The organism is Cupriavidus sp. WS, assembly GCF_000395345.1.
In the GTDB taxonomy this organism is placed as follows: domain Bacteria; phylum Pseudomonadota; class Gammaproteobacteria; order Burkholderiales; family Burkholderiaceae; genus Cupriavidus; species Cupriavidus basilensis_B.
On sequence record NZ_AQPL01000122.1, the window covers coordinates 1 to 13,809 of the forward strand.

General features: G+C 72.5%; 13 protein-coding genes and 1 pseudogene. 9 read left to right on the forward strand and 5 right to left on the reverse strand.

Annotation, left to right across the window (positions count from 1 at the left end; translation table 11 throughout):
• The 6 genes from K206_RS38020 to K206_RS0111115 all read left to right on the forward strand — a co-directional run.
• The coding region (locus K206_RS38020) for a universal stress protein (protein ID WP_043366262.1) at window positions 1-272 on the forward strand (272 nt) is incomplete at its 5' end.
• A 145-nt stretch (window positions 273-417) separates the two neighbouring features.
• Complete coding sequence (locus tag K206_RS0111095; protein WP_020202483.1) at window positions 418-852, forward strand: YeeE/YedE family protein; 435 nt, start codon at window positions 418-420, stop codon at window positions 850-852.
• 13 nt (window positions 853-865) lie between these two features.
• Window positions 866-1,369 (forward strand): DUF6691 family protein, encoded by a 504-nt coding sequence (locus K206_RS0111100; RefSeq protein WP_020202484.1) that lies wholly within the window; start codon window positions 866-868, stop codon window positions 1,367-1,369.
• Window positions 1,370-1,413: 44 nt separating this feature from the next.
• Window positions 1,414-2,316 (forward strand): cation diffusion facilitator family transporter, encoded by a 903-nt coding sequence (locus tag K206_RS0111105; protein WP_052165857.1) that lies wholly within the window; start codon window positions 1,414-1,416, stop codon window positions 2,314-2,316.
• 145 nt (window positions 2,317-2,461) lie between these two features.
• On the forward strand, window positions 2,462-3,883 hold the full coding sequence (locus K206_RS0111110; protein WP_369796877.1) for an MFS transporter: 1,422 nt from the start codon (window positions 2,462-2,464) through the stop codon (window positions 3,881-3,883).
• A 520-nt stretch (window positions 3,884-4,403) separates the two neighbouring features.
• Entirely contained in the window at window positions 4,404-6,215 is a 1,812-nt protein-coding gene (locus tag K206_RS0111115) for an OPT/YSL family transporter (RefSeq protein WP_020202487.1), read from the forward strand.
• Here K206_RS0111115 and K206_RS0111120 read toward each other — a convergent pair.
• Entirely contained in the window at window positions 6,212-6,520 is a 309-nt protein-coding gene (locus K206_RS0111120; protein ID WP_020202488.1) for a high-potential iron-sulfur protein, read from the reverse strand. The genes K206_RS0111115 and K206_RS0111120 overlap by 4 nt on opposite strands.
• Window positions 6,521-6,770: 250 nt before the next feature.
• Here K206_RS0111120 and K206_RS0111125 point away from each other — a divergent pair, with 250 nt between their 5' ends.
• Both K206_RS0111125 and K206_RS0111130 read left to right on the forward strand, forming a co-directional pair.
• Window positions 6,771-7,475 carry a hypothetical protein gene (locus K206_RS0111125; RefSeq protein WP_020202489.1) on the forward strand — a complete coding sequence of 235 codons (705 nt, stop codon included), beginning with the start codon at window positions 6,771-6,773 and terminating at the stop codon, window positions 7,473-7,475.
• A gap of 286 nt (window positions 7,476-7,761) precedes the next feature.
• On the forward strand, window positions 7,762-8,034 hold the full coding sequence (locus tag K206_RS0111130; RefSeq protein WP_155888032.1) for a hypothetical protein: 273 nt from the start codon (window positions 7,762-7,764) through the stop codon (window positions 8,032-8,034).
• A gap of 21 nt (window positions 8,035-8,055) precedes the next feature.
• Here K206_RS0111130 and K206_RS0111135 read toward each other — a convergent pair whose 3' ends face one another.
• The gene (locus K206_RS0111135; protein ID WP_020202491.1) at window positions 8,056-9,477 is read right to left on the reverse strand and encodes an aldehyde dehydrogenase family protein; all 1,422 of its coding nucleotides are present in this window, start codon (window positions 9,475-9,477) and stop codon (window positions 8,056-8,058) included.
• Window positions 9,478-9,589: 112 nt separating this feature from the next.
• On the opposite strand from K206_RS0111135, the gene K206_RS0111140 reads away from it, so the two are divergent.
• Window positions 9,590-10,519, forward strand: a complete 930-nt coding sequence (locus tag K206_RS0111140) for a LysR family transcriptional regulator (protein ID WP_020202492.1) — start codon at window positions 9,590-9,592, stop codon at window positions 10,517-10,519.
• A gap of 32 nt (window positions 10,520-10,551) precedes the next feature.
• On the opposite strand, the gene scpA is transcribed toward K206_RS0111140, so the two are convergent.
• The 3 genes and pseudogenes from scpA to K206_RS38025 form a co-directional block, all read right to left on the reverse strand.
• Window positions 10,552-12,681, reverse strand: coding sequence for a methylmalonyl-CoA mutase (gene scpA, locus K206_RS0111145; RefSeq protein ID WP_020202493.1), 2,130 nt, complete (start codon window positions 12,679-12,681; stop codon window positions 10,552-10,554).
• The gene (locus K206_RS0111150; protein ID WP_020202494.1) at window positions 12,678-13,502 is read right to left on the reverse strand and encodes a Pnap_2097 family protein; all 825 of its coding nucleotides are present in this window, start codon (window positions 13,500-13,502) and stop codon (window positions 12,678-12,680) included. The genes scpA and K206_RS0111150 overlap by 4 nt, the downstream gene beginning before the upstream one ends.
• 1 nt (window position 13,503) lies before the next feature.
• Window positions 13,504-13,809 (reverse strand): annotated as a pseudogene (locus tag K206_RS38025) (FAD-dependent oxidoreductase); the annotation flags it as partial.

Sequence of the window (13,809 nt, forward strand, 5' to 3'; positions counted from 1 at the left end):
CGCCGGGCGCCGACGGCTGCGCGCCCGAGCCGCATGCCGCGCCGGCCGCGCTGTGCGAGCACCTCGCGCGCCACGGCATCGTGGCCGCCATCCATGCCGCGCCGGGCGGCCAGCGGCCCGGGCCGCTGCTGCTGGGCGCGGTGCGCGAGCTGCGGGCCGACCTGCTGGTCGCGGGTGGCTACGGACACGCGCGCCTGCGCGAACTGGTCACGGGCGGCACCACGCGCACGCTGATGCGGCAAGCAGAGATTCCTGTGCTGATGTCGCATTGACTATCCCATCGACTATCCCATCGACTACCGCATCGACTATCCCGTCGACCGCGGCATCGACCGTCGCATCGGCGCCGGGCGGCGCGCGGCCGGCGGCACCGGCACCATCCGCGGCACGGCGGGCCGGGAACCCCACAAGACCATCATGACAATCGACTGGACGCATTTCACGCCGCTGCCGGCACTGGCCGGCGGCCTGCTGATCGGGCTGGCCGCGGCGCTGTTCATCCTCCTCAACGGGCGCATCGCCGGCATCAGCGGCATCGTCGGCGGCCTGTTGCGCCCGGCGCGCGGGGACGTGGCCTGGCGGCTGGCCTTCGTGGCCGGGCTGGTCGCGGCGCCGTTGTGCTGGCGCCTGTTCGCGGCGCTGCCGGAGATCCGCATCGAGGCCGGCACCGGCGTGCTGGCCGTGGCCGGGCTGCTGGTCGGGCTGGGCACGCGCTACGGCTCGGGCTGCACCAGCGGGCATGGCGTGTGCGGGCTGTCGCGGCTGTCGCCGCGCTCGCTGGCGGCCACGCTGGCCTTCATGGCCACCGGCTTTGCCACGGTCTACGTGGTCCGCCATCTGGTCGGGGCTTGAGATGGCCACGCCCATGACGACTCCCGATACCGCGTCCCACGGCGCCGCGCGCGTGGCTTCCCCGCTGTCTTCCCCGCTGTCCTCCCTGTTGTCGGCGCTGCTGGCCGGGCTGGTGTTCGGCCTCGGGCTGATCCTGGCCGGCATGGCCAATCCCGCCAAGGTGCTGGGCTTTCTCGACCTCGCCGGCGCCTGGGACCCGTCCCTGGCGCTGGTGATGGGCGGCGCCATCGCGCTCGGCCTGGTGGCGTTCGCGCTGGCGCGGCGCCGCCGCGTGTCGCTGCTCGGGCTGCCGATGCGATTGCCAGGCGCGCGCGGCATCGATGCGCGCCTCGTCGGCGGCAGCCTGCTGTTCGGCGCGGGCTGGGGCCTGGCCGGCATCTGCCCGGGCCCGGCGCTGGTGCTGCTCGGCGCCGGCGCGTGGCAGGGCGCGGTGTTCGTGCTGGCCATGCTGGCGGGCATGATGCTGTTCGAATGGCTGGAGCGGCGCGGGCGGACTTGCGCCGCGCCGGCGCGATGAGCGCCGTGGGGCCCGGCGAGGGCCGCGCGAGGGCCGAGGCGCGCATGGCCGGCGCGCACGACGGCGCCGGCGCGCCGACCAGGACCGAGGAGGCGCGCCGCAGCACGCTGGTGAGCGTCGGCGTCAATCTGCTGCTGACCGGCATGCAGATGGCGGCCGGGCTGTTCGCCGGCTCGCAGGCGCTGATCGCCGACGCCGTGCACTCGCTGTCCGACCTGATCTCCGATTTCGTGGTGCTGTTCGCCAGCCACCACAGCCGCAAGGGCGCCGACGCCGACCACCAGTACGGCCACCAGCGCTTCGAGACCGCCGCCTCGCTGGGCATCGGCATCCTGCTGCTGGCGGTCGGCGTGGGCATGCTGTGGACGGCGGTGAGCAAGCTGGAGCATCCCGAGCTGATCCAGCCGGTCAAGGAGATCGCGCTGTGGGTGGCGCTGGGCGCGCTGGCGGCCAAGGAACTGCTGTTCCGCTACATGCTGGCGGTGGCCCAGCGCGTGCGCTCCGCCATGCTGGCGGCCAATGCCTGGCATGCGCGCTCGGACGCGGCGTCCTCGCTGGTGGTGGCGCTCGGCATCGGCGGCAACATGCTGGGCGTGCACATGCTCGACCCGATCGCGGCGCTGGTGGTCGGCCTGATGGTCAGCCGCATGGGCTGGAAGTTCTCGTGGGAGGCCATGCACGACCTGATGGACGGCGCCGTGGACGCGCAGACCGTGGCGGCGATCCGCGAGGCCATGCTCGGCACGCCCGGCGTGCACGGCCTGCACGGGCTGCGCACGCGCAAGATGGGCGACTTCGTCCTGGCCGACGTGCACCTGGAGATCGACGGCGCGCTCACGGTGGAGGCCGGCCACCACATCGCCCTCGAGGCGCGCCGGCGCGCGATGGAAGTGACCGACGTGCTCGACGTGATGACGCACATGGACCCGGTGCACCTGCCGCGCTGAGCCGCCCGGGGCGGGCAACGGCCGGCGCCGATGCCCGGTATCATGGCGCTTTCGCCCCGGCGCCAGCCCGGGCCGCCGCCAAGATCAACCCTCCCCGACGCCGGGCGGCATCCCGCCGGTCCGCGCGCGCCAGTCCATGACAACCATGCAAAGCCAGTCTTCGATGAGATTCCTGCCCTATCTCGTCGCCGCCACCTTTTTCATGGAGTACCTCGACACCACCGTGATCGCCACGGCGCTGCCGCAGATGGCGCAGTCGTTCGGGGTCGGGCCGAACGACCTCAGCCTGGGCATGACCGCCTACATGCTGGCGCTGGCGGTGTTCATCCCGATCAGCGGCTGGATCGCGGACCGCTACGGCTCGCGCACCGTGTTCGGCGGCGCCATCGTGGTGTTCACGGTGGCCTCGGTGCTGTGCGGCGCGTCCAGCGGGCTGGCGGAGTTCACCGCGGCGCGCGTGCTGCAAGGCATCGGCGGGGCGATGATGGTGCCGGTGGGGCGCCTGATCGTGGTGCGCAACACCGACAAGCGCGACCTCATCAAGGCCATCTCCACCATCACCTGGCCGGCCATCGCCGCGCCCGTGGTGGGGCCGCCGATCGGCGGCTTCATCACCACCTATGCGTCCTGGCGCTGGATCTTCCTGCTCAACGTGCCGTTCGGCATCGCCGCGCTGGTGGCCACCTTCATGATGATCCGCAACGCGCGCGCGGCCGAGCGCAAGCCGCTCGACGTGATCGGCTTCCTGCTCGGCGGCGCCACCCTGACGCTGGTGCTGTACGGCACCGAGCTGGCCAGCCAGGACGGCGCCAGCCTGGCGCTGGCGGGCGGCTGCGTGGCGGCGGGGCTGCTGTCCGGCGTGCTGACCGTGCGCCACGCGGCGGGCCACCCGCATCCGCTGCTCGACTTCACCACGCTGCGCGTGCCGACCTTCTCCGTCACGGTCATTACCGGGTCGTTCACGCGCGTGGGCATCGGCGCGGTGCCGTACCTGATGCCGCTGCTGTTCCAGGTCGGCTTCGGCCTGTCCGCGTTCCGCGCGGGGCTGCTGCTGCTGGCCAGCGCGGTCGGCAACCTCGGCATGAAGGCGCTCACCACGCCCGTGCTGCACCGCTACGGCTTCCGCTCCACGGCGATCGTCAACACCGCGCTCGCCGGCGTGTTCATCGTGGCCTGCGGGCTGCTCACCTCGGACATGCCGCTGGCGCTGGTGCTGTTCGTGGTGTTCGTGTACGGCGTGACGCGCTCGATGCAGTTCTCCACGCTGGCCTCGCTGGCCTATGCCGACATTCCGCCGGCGCAGATGAGCGGCGCCAACACGCTGTGGAACGCCGCCCAGCAGATGACCATCGGCCTGGGCATCGCGTTCGGCTCGCTGTCGCTGCGCGTGGCCGCGGCGCTGCGCGGCGAGTCGGCCCAGCCGGGCGGATTGCCGCATTTCACGCTGGGCGATTTCCGCTGGGCCTTCCTGTTCGCCGGGGTGCTGACGCTGGTCTCGCTGATCGGCTACGTCCGCATGGCGCCGGACGCGGGGCGGCACCTGGCGGCGCAGCGCAAGACCGCCTGAGCGGGGCGCCCACGGCAGGTCCTGGCCGACCGGCGGGATCGCTGGCGCCATCGCCAGCAGGGCGTCGGCCTGGCGCCGGACCCGCGCGGCGATGGCGCGCGCCATGTCGCGTTCCGCGCCGGCGTGGATACGGAAACAAAGACTGCGCCTCGGGCTTGGCGCCAGTCATTTCGATCACCGGCCGCGGGCGCATGACAGACCGGGTATACATATCTTGACCAGGCAAATGATAATCATTATTATTTGATGTCTCAGGTTTGTGACACGATCTGAGTCAGCAAATGGGTTTCCGGACACCGACGTGTCCGGATTTTTTTGCCATGCGGATACCGCGTGGCGGCCGCGCCGCATTCCCTTCCCGCCATCCTTTCCTTCTTTCCGCCAGCCCGCCCATCCCCGCCGCGCGGCGTTGCGGTAGCATCGCTTCCAGCATCTCCCGCGTGACGGCGCCAACCCTGTTGCCGCCGTTGCCGTTCCACCTCCGCAGATCCGACCGACGCCAAGGCGCATGGGAAAGCCAATGACGGAAGCCACCGTTCCACCGCCCGGCGATGCCGTGCCCGCCGGCCGCCGCTGGGAGTGGCTGCCGGCGCAGGGCAGTTGGGGCTACTACGCGCTGCTCGGCGCAGTCGGGGTGCTGGTGCTGGGGCCGCTGGGCGGGGTCGCGGCGGCCTACATGAATTTCTCGCTCGGCTTCTTCGTGGGCGGGCAGGTGCTGGCCGGCATCCTGGGCTCGACCATCACCTACGGCTACGGCGCGCAGGGGCGCCACGGCGCCAACTACATCCAGACCATCGCCGCCTCGGTGGCCGGCATGAGCGCGATGGCGGTGGTGATCCAGGCGATGACGTGGATGGGCCTGCCGGAGCCGCCGCTGTGGCAGCTGATGCTGTACATGCTGTGCGTGGGCATGTTCGGCGTGGGCGTGGGCATGCTGTACACGCCGGTGCTGGTGGACCGCCTGCAGCTGACGTTTCCGTCCGGGCTGGCGGTGGCCAACATCCTGCGCGCGCTGACCGATCCGGTGCTGCTGCGGCTTTCGGTCGCGCGGCTGGCCGGCGGCGCCGCGCTGGGCGTGGCCTGCGGCGTCGGCGCGGCGCGCGTGGCGCTGCTGGCGGCGGTGGACCTGTCGGCCTCGACCTTCGGCGCGGGCATGATCGTGGGCGCGCGCATCGGGCTGGCGGCGCTGGCGGCCGGGCTCGCGAGCCAGGCGCTGGTGCCGTATTTCATCTCGATCGGCTGGCTGGCGCCGGGCGACCCGTTCCGCAAGATCACGTTCCTGATCGCGCTGGGCATGATCATGGGCGCGGCGCTGGTCGACATGTCGCTGCTGCTGCGGCGCGCCTGGCGGCAGGGCCGGGCGGTCCGCGAGGCGCGCGCGTCCCAGCCGCGCGCGCCGGGCGGCGCGTCGTGGCGGCTGCTGGCATGGGTGGTGTTCTGGGGCGCGGCCATCGTCGCGGTGGGATCTGGCCTGCTGGGCCAGCCGCCGGGCTACCTGCTGCTGGCCGTGGTGCTGGTGTTCCTGTTCGCGATGGTCAACGGCATCTCGGTCGGCATGGTGGACCAGAACCCGATTTCCTCGGCCTTCGTGCTGTCGGTGATCCTGATGGCGGCGCTCGGCCTGAAGGATCCGCAGGTGGGGCTGATCGCCGCGACGGTGCTGCTGGTGTCCACCGGCCAGGCCTGCGACATGCAGCAGGACCGCTCCACCGGCTGGCGCCTGGGCACGGACCGCACCGTGCAGTTCCGCTTCCAGGTGGCCGGCATCGCCGCCGGCGCGGTGCTGGCGGTGCTGTTCGCGCGCCTGTTCATGCGCGCTTATCCCGAACTGGCGCTGGACCAGACCATGCTGGCCGCCGACGCGCAGCCGCACCGCTGGGCCTCGGCCATGACCTACAAGATCGTCGGCGCGCTGCGCGGGCTGGCGCAGGACCTGCCGCACCAGCGCACCGCGGTGGCGCTGGGGATCGGCCTCGGCCTGGCCACCGCGCTGCTGCGCCTGCTGGTCAGGTCGCGCGCGGGCTACCAGCGTCTTGTCGCGGCCGGCGGCAAGGGCCGCGTGCTCGATTTCCTGGTCGATACGGTGCTGCTGCCTTCGCCCTATGCGTCTTCGTTCGGCGGCTTCGTCAACCTGCCGACCTCGGCCTGGTTTGCCGCCGGCGGCGTGGTGGCCAGCGTGGTCGACGCGCTGCCGGGCCGGCGCGCGGCGGCGGACCCGCTGCCCGCCGACATGAGCACCACCTCGCTGGTGGGCGGCGGGCTGATCGCCGGCGATGCGCTGGCCGCGGTGGGGCTGGGCATCGCCGGCCTGCTGTTCACGGCGATGGCCTAGCCCTGTTCCCAGGCGCTGCACCAGCCCGCCGCCGCGACCTGCTTGTCGCCGAACAGCACGCAACTGCCGGTGGCCGGGCTGCTGCCTTCCTGGAACAACTGGCAATTGGCGCAGGTCTGGCCGGCCGCGTGCTTCGGGTACTTGGCCTGGTCGACCTTGCGGGTGTCCGCCTTGTAGCCGAGGCCGACGGCCTGCGGGTCCTGCTCGTCGAGCAGGGCCGCCGCGGCGGGCGCGGCGGCGGTGGCCGCCAGGCCCGCGGCCAGGGCGATCGGCACGGTCTTCAGGAACTCACGGCGGGAGGGCATGCTGCTTCCTTTTTCTGGCTGGAGGAATCGGGATCGCGGGTGGGTGATGCCGGCGGCCGCCGGCGGGAATTGTGTTTCATGGGGAGGGCGGCGCGGCCCGCGTGCAGGATTGTGGCACAGCGCCCCGCGCGGTGGCTCGGCGTGCCGTATCTGTGGCAAACTCGCCGCTGCCTTCCGAATGCCACATCGTCGTCATCTTCTCCGTCTTCCGCCTCTTCCGCGTCTTCTCCCTTCCTTTCCTATCCACGCCATGACCGCTTCCACCAACACCGACACCCTGCGCCAGGCCCTGCAGGAGCCGCTGCCGCTGCAACTCTCGCCGCTGATGGGCGCCGGCTTCCTGGACGGCGCCGAGGCCGGCCGCTTCGCCATCTACACCGAACCGCCGCAGGCGCCGGGCCGCGAGGAAGTGCTGGCCGGGCTGCGCGCGCAACTGGCCGCGCAGGGCGGCGCGCAGGCCAGCGGCGAGGCGCTCGACAGCGACGACTGGGAGCCGGGCCAGGCCTTCGAGATGGACATGGACAGCGACGAGATCTGCGGGCAGGTGCTGTTCTACCGCCTGATCCTCGCGCGCGACCTCGATCCCGTGGGCTATTGCGCGTTCGAGATCAATGCCGACGAAACCGGCGTGATCTTCGTCACGCTGGTGGAATCGTGGATCCGCGCGTCCTACGTCGCGCTGGGCGTGCAGCGCGGCTTCGTGCAGCAGATGGCCGGCGCGGTCTACGCGGTGCTGGCCGAGCTCGACGCGCGCCTGCAGGCCGCGGGCGAGCACGATGCCGCGTTCGAGGTGCTGCTGGGGCTGGATGAGGAAACGGAGGACAACGGCGCCTTGCTGCACGCGCTGCGGGACACGCTGCGCGGCTGGACCGGCGCGGACGCCGCCGGCGACGCCGGGCGCGAGCCGCTGGGCATCGTGGCGGTCAACGTCTCGGTGATCGGCGCGGGCGCGTGATGGCGCGGCGGCGCGGCGGCATCCGCGAGCAGGGAACGCATCTTGCTTGACTTCCGCAGGCCGTCGCGGCAATGATTTCCCCGGCTTTGGGGATGGACAGACGCGGCGTGGCGCAGGGATTCCGCTCCCGGCGCCGCCAATATGCAATACGCAATACGCAACGCCGCAAGACGTGACGCGCGCCACGCCTCGCCGGCGCCGCGCGCACGCCATCGACGGACACACGTCGAGGCAACGCAGGAGAATCGTTTTTTTCGCAGCACCGGGGTGCGGGGAGTGCTTTGCAATGCGAAAAGACGAGATTCTTCTGCGAATGCGCCAGGGGGCCACGCTGACCCTGGCGGTCAATCCCTGGGGCGGGCGGATTCCCGCGGCGATACTGAAGCACCCGCCGTCGCTCGAGCACGACGTGCACATCGCCTGGTGGCAGATCCAGCGCCTGCTCGATGCGCAATTGCTGGCATTCGACGGTGCCACGCTTGAAAAATCCACATCCCTGCGGCTGACCCGGCTGGGGCTGCGGCAGGCCGGCGCCGAGGGCGCGCGCGACCCCGCGTGAGGCGCGCGCGCCGCCGCCCGCTCAGGCCACGCCCAGCAGCGACTTGGGCTCCATGAACGCTTCCAGCCCGAAGGTGCCGTACTCGCGGCCGATGCCGGACTGCTTGAAGCCGCCGAACGGCGCGGCCGGCTCGTGCGCCAGCGTGTTGACCAGCACGCGGCCGGCCTCGATGCGCTGCGCCACCGCGCGGGCGCGCGCCGCGTCCGTGGACAGCACGTAGCCCTGCAGGCCGTAGCTGGTGTCGTTGGCGATGGCGATGCCTTCCTCGGTGTCGCCGTAAGGCAGGATCGCCAGCACCGGGCCGAAGATTTCCTCGCGCGCGATGGTCATGTCGTTGCGCACGCCGCTGAACACGGTCGGGCGCACGAACCAGCCGTCGCGCGTGCCCTGCGGGCGGCCTTCGCCGCCGGCCAGCAGCCGCGCGCCTTCGCCGATGCCGATGCGGATGTAGCGCTGCACGCGCTCCCACTGCTTCTGGCTGACCATCGGGCCGATGGCGGTCTCGGGGTCGCGCGGGTCGCCGCTGCGGATGCGCGCCACCTCCGCCACCACGGCCGCCTCGAATTCGGCCAGGCGCTGCCGCGGCACCAGGATGCGCGTGCCGGCGATGCAGGCCTGGCCGCTGTTCATGAAGCCGGCCTGCAGCGCCAGCGGCACCGCCTGCGCGAAATCGGCGTCGTCGAGCACCAGCACCGGCGACTTGCCGCCCAGCTCCAGCGTGACGCGCTTGAGCGTGTCGGCGCCGGCGCGCAGGATGGCCTTGCCGACCGCGGTGGAACCCGTGAACGACACCTTGGCCACGTCCGGGTGCGCGCTGATCTCGGCGCCGACCACCTCGCCGCGGCCGGTCACGATGTTGAACACGCCGGGCGGCAGGCCCGCCTCGTGCAGCGCCTCGGTGACGATACGGGTCTGCACGGCGCTCATCTCGCTGGGCTTGATGACGGCGGTGCAGCCGGCCGCCACGGCCGCCGCCAGCTTGCCGCAGATGAAGCTGCCGTTGCTGTTCCACGGCGTGATCAGCCCGGCCACGCCGAGCGGCGTCATGATGACGTCCGCCGTGCCCATGCGGCGCGTGAAGGCGTAGTCCTCCAGCACGCGGGCCGCCTCCAGCAGCACGCTGGCGGCATGCTGCGCCATCCAGCGCCCGCGCGACACCGGCGCGCCGTACTCCGCGACGATGGCCTCGAACAGCTCGTCCTCGCGCGCCTGCACCGCGGCGTGCATGCGCCGCAGCCACTCGATGCGCTCGGCCTTGCTGGTGCGCGAGAAGGCGGGAAACGCGCGGCTGGCCGCGGCGATGGCGCGCCGCGCGTCGTGCGCGTCGGCCAGCCGGACCTGGCCGCTGGGCGCGGCGGTGGCGGGGTTGTACAGGTCGAACCATTCCTCGCCGTGCGGGGTGACGAAGGCGCCGTCGATGTAGATCTGTTCGATGCGATGCATGGGAACTCCGGGAATGCGCAGGATGCGTAGGAACATGGGGCAGAAGATAAGCCCGCGGCATTGGCCGGTCTAGCCATATAATTCCGCACGAACTATTGAGCGATTTAGGACAATGCAGACTTCCGGACTCGGCGAGCTCGAAGGCGTGGCCGCGGTGGCGCGCCTGCGCAGCTTCCGCGCCGCGGCCACCGAGCTGGGCGTCTCCACCTCGGCGCTCAGCCATGCCATCGCCGCGCTGGAGGCGCGCATCGGCGTGCGGCTGTTCCACCGCACCACGCGCAGCGTGTCGCTGACCGAGGCCGGCGCGCAGTTCGTGGCCGGCATCGCGCCCGCGCTGTCGGCCATCCGCGGCGCGATGGAGCAGGCCGGCAGCCACCGCGACACGCCCTCCGGCACGCTGCGCATCAATACCTCGTCGGGCGCCGCGCGGCAGGCGATGCCGCTGTTCCTGGCGTTCCTGCGGCGCTATCCCGAGATGCGGCTGGACATCGTCACCGAAGGGCGCCTGATCGACATCGTGGTGGCCGGCTTCGACGCCGGCATCCGGCTGGCCGAAAGCGTGCCGCTGGACATGGTGGCGGTGCCGCTGGGGCGGCCGCAGCGCTTCGCCGTGGTCGGCAGCCCGGCGTACTTCGCCGCCAACCCGCCGCCGCGCGCGCCGGCCGACCTGCTCGCGCACCGCTGCATCCGCACGCGCCTGCCGAGCGGCACGCTCTACCGCTGGGAATTCTCGCGCCACGGCGAAGCGCTCAGCGTGGACGTGCAGGGCGAGCTCACGCTGGACGATCCTTACCTGATGCTCGACGCGGCGCGCGACGGCATGGGCCTGACCTATCTCACCGAGTGGAGCGTGGAGGCGGACCTCGCCGCCGGCACGCTGGTGCGCGTGCTGGAAGACTGGACACCGCCGTTCGACGGGCTCAGCCTGTACTACCCGGGCCGCCGCCACGTGCCGGCGGGGTTGCGCGCGCTGATCGAGATGATCCGCGAGGACGCGCAGCCGGCGCCACGGCGGCCGGGCAAGGCGCGCGGCAAGCGCTGAAGGCGGCGCGCCCGGTCAGGCGGACCGCAGGTTCAGAGGCTTTCGTGCAGCACGCGCGGCGGCGCCGCGTGTTTCGTGTCCGCCGCTGGCGCCGCAGTCTCCGCCACCGCGTCGGCGATCCGCACGGCGATCGCCTCCATCGGCGTGCCCGGCCCGAACAGGCCGCGCACGCCCAGCCCGAGCAGCAGGCGCGCGTCGGCGTCCGGCACGATGCCGCCGGCAAAGACCGGCGTGCCCGGTTGCCGCTGCGCCAGCGCCCGCAGGAAGCGCGGCAGCAGCGCGAGGTGCGCGCCGGCCAGCGTGGAGATGCCGATCGCGTCGTAGCCGCCGCGCGCGGCCTCGGCGGCCACGTCCTCGGGCTGCTGGAACAGCGGGCCGAGCGTGACGGCGAAGCCGGCGTCGGACAGCGCCGCGGCCACCGCCTTGGCGCCGCGGTCGTGCCCGTCCAGCCCGAGCTTGGCGATCAGCACGCGCGGCGCGCGGCCCAGCCCGGCGGCCAGCGCGCGCACGCGGGCGCAAGCCTGTTCCCAGGCGGCGTCCGTGTTGCCCGCGTTGCCCGCGTTGCCACGCGCGCTGCCATATTCGCCGGCGGCGAACACCGGGCTGGCCCGATGGCGCGGCCAGACTTGCTCCAGCGCCGCCGTGCATTCGCCCACGGTGGCGCGGCAGCGCATGGCCTCGATGGCGAGCGCGAGCAGGTTGCCGCCGCCGCCGCGTGCCGCCGCCGTCAGCGCGGCCAGCGCGCGCTGCAGCGCCGCCGGGTCGCGCGCCTGCTTCAGCGCGGCCAGGCGCTGCGCCTGCGCGGCCTGCACGGCGCGCCCGTCCACCATGAAGCAGGCCGGCTCCTCGTCCGGCCCGCGGAACTGGTTGACGCCGATGATGGCCTGCTCGCCCGAGTCGATGCGGGCCTGCGTGCGCGCGGCGCCGCGCGCGATCATGGCATGCACCCAGCCCGATTCGAGCGCGGCGAGCACGCCGCCGCGCGCCGCGATCTCGGCCATCAGCGCGCGCACGCGGCGCGCCACGTCGTCGGTCAGCGACTCCATCATGTAGGAGCCGGCCCACGGGTCGGCCACTTCGCACAGGCCCATCTCGCGCTGCAGGATGAGCTGGGTGTCGCGCGCCAGGCGCGCGGCGTCGGCGCCGGGCAGCGCCAGCGCTTCGTCGTAGGCGTTGGTGTGCAGCGACTGGGTGCCGCCGAACACCGCGGCCATCGCTTCCACCGTGGTGCGCACCACGTTGTTGAGCGGCTGGCGCGCGGTCAGCGACCAGCCCGAGGTCTGGCAGTGCGTGCGCAGCGCGCCGGCGCGCGCGCTGGTGCCGCCGGCGGCCTGGATGATCTCCCACCACAGCAGGCGCGCGGCGCGCAGCTTGGCGATCTCCAGGTAGAAATCCTTGCCCACGCCGAAGAAGAAGCTCAGCGTGCCGCAGAATTCGTCCACGCCGATGCCGCGCGCGCGGATGGCCTCGACGTAGGCCTGGCCGTTGGCCAATGCCAGCGCCAGTTCCAGCACCGGGTCGGCGCCGGCTTCCTGGAAGTGGTAGCCGGAGATCGACATGCCGTTGAAGCGCGGCACGTGCCGCGCCAGCCACGCCACCACGTCGCCGGCGATGCGCATGGACGGCGCCGGCGCGAAGATCCACGCATTGCGGACCATGTACTCCTTGAGGATGTCGTTCTGGATGGTGCCGCTCAACCGGGCCAGCGGCACGCCGCTTTCCTCGCCGGCCACCAGGAACGCGGCCAGCACCGGCAGCACCGCACCGCTCATGGTCATCGACACCGAGACCCGCTCCAGCGGGATGCCCGCGAACAGGCGCTTCATGTCCTCGACCGAATCGACCGCCACGCCGGCCATGCCCACGTCCGCCTGCGCCAGCGGGTGGTCCGAGTCGTAGCCGCGGTGGGTAGGCAGGTCGAACGCCACCGACAGGCCCTGCGCGCCCTGCGCCAGCGCGGTGCGGTAGGCGAGGTTGGAAGCGGTGGCGTCGGCGAAGCCGGCGTACTGGCGGATGGTCCACGGCTTGCCCGCGTACATGGTGCGGTGCACGCCGCGCACGAACGGCGCCTCGCCGGGCAGGGTGCCCAGATGGGCGATGCCGTCGAGGTCGGCGGCGGTATAGACGGCGCGCCGGGGCACGCCGTGGTGGCCGTTGCTCATCGCGTTCTCCAGTGCTTGCGCGTGACCACGTCGGCGATCTTCTCGCCGTCGCTGGCGCGGCGGATCTCGCACCAGTGCGCCAGCCCGCCGGGGCCGCTGTGCACGGCGCTGAACGACAGCTCCAGCGCGTCGCCCAGATTGACGTTGCCGTGGAAGAACAGGTCGCGCTGCGACACCGCGGGCGGCTCCTCGAAGCGCTGCCACTGCCACTCGGCGCGGTCGACGATGGCCTGGAAGCTGGCGAAGTAGAGCAGGTCGGCGCCGTTGAAGTCGGTGTACGGGCAGGGCAGGTATTCGGCGGTGTGGCGCGCGGGCGCCAGCGTCTGCGCCAGCCCGAGGTGCGCGCCCCAGTCGCCCGCGCGGAAGCGCTTGGCCAGCGCCGCCATCTCGGCGGCGGCGGGCAGCGGCGCCTCGGGCGCGGGGCCGAAGGCCGCGCGCACCACCGAGCGGTTGTCGCGCTCGCGCTCGCGGCGGATGAAGGTGGACATCATCGTCACCTCGGCGCGGCGCGCCTCGCCCGCCATCACGCGGTGCGTGCTGTGGTGGCGCGCGCCGGTCACGCGCTGGAGCTCGCTGTCGATGGCGAATGCCGCGTGCTCGCCCATCGTCTCCAGCGCGGCCTCGCGCACGCGGATCGCCAGGAAGGCGGCGTAGGACTTGTGCCCCCCGGCGTCGCGGAACTCCGGCACGGCCTGCCCGGCCAGCGCGGCAAGGCCCTGCCAGTGCAGGTCGCCGCAGGTCTTGAGCAGCCAGTTCTCCGACAGCCCCGTGTACGACAACTGCGGCATGCCCGCCACGTAGTCGGTGCGAGCGCGGTGCATGTCAGGCCGCCAGCGCTTCTTCGCCGGTGCGCGCGGCGATCACCTTGCCGGCCAGGAACTCGGCGTCGCGCGCGATGCCGGAGAAGCGGCCCGAGCCCCAGGTGTGCAGCCACGGCAGGCCGAGGAAGTACAGGCCGGCCTGCGCGGTGACGCCGCGCACGTGGCCGGGATAGCCGCGGCCGTTGAAGACCGGCACTTCCAGCCAGCTGAAGTCCGGGCGGAAGCCGATGCACCAGATGATGCTGCCGATGCCGGCGCTGCCCAGGTCCAGCGCGGTGCGCTCGCCGGCGGGCCGCCACACCGGCTC

Coding starts and splice junctions, on each gene's coding strand:
- K206_RS0111095 (WP_020202483.1), top strand. CDS start 418: ATGACAATCGACTGGACGCATTTCACGCCGCTGCCGGCACTGGCCGGC.
- K206_RS0111100 (WP_020202484.1), top strand. CDS start 866: ATGACGACTCCCGATACCGCGTCCCACGGCGCCGCGCGCGTGGCTTCC.
- K206_RS0111105 (WP_052165857.1), top strand. CDS start 1,414: ATGGCCGGCGCGCACGACGGCGCCGGCGCGCCGACCAGGACCGAGGAG.
- K206_RS0111110 (WP_369796877.1), top strand. CDS start 2,462: ATGCAAAGCCAGTCTTCGATGAGATTCCTGCCCTATCTCGTCGCCGCC.
- K206_RS0111115 (WP_020202487.1), top strand. CDS start 4,404: ATGACGGAAGCCACCGTTCCACCGCCCGGCGATGCCGTGCCCGCCGGC.
- K206_RS0111120 (WP_020202488.1), bottom strand. CDS start 6,520: ATGCCCTCCCGCCGTGAGTTCCTGAAGACCGTGCCGATCGCCCTGGCC.
- K206_RS0111125 (WP_020202489.1), top strand. CDS start 6,771: ATGACCGCTTCCACCAACACCGACACCCTGCGCCAGGCCCTGCAGGAG.
- K206_RS0111130 (WP_155888032.1), top strand. CDS start 7,762: ATGCGAAAAGACGAGATTCTTCTGCGAATGCGCCAGGGGGCCACGCTG.
- K206_RS0111135 (WP_020202491.1), bottom strand. CDS start 9,477: ATGCATCGCATCGAACAGATCTACATCGACGGCGCCTTCGTCACCCCG.
- K206_RS0111140 (WP_020202492.1), top strand. CDS start 9,590: ATGCAGACTTCCGGACTCGGCGAGCTCGAAGGCGTGGCCGCGGTGGCG.
- scpA (WP_020202493.1), bottom strand. CDS start 12,681: ATGAGCAACGGCCACCACGGCGTGCCCCGGCGCGCCGTCTATACCGCC.
- K206_RS0111150 (WP_020202494.1), bottom strand. CDS start 13,502: ATGCACCGCGCTCGCACCGACTACGTGGCGGGCATGCCGCAGTTGTCG.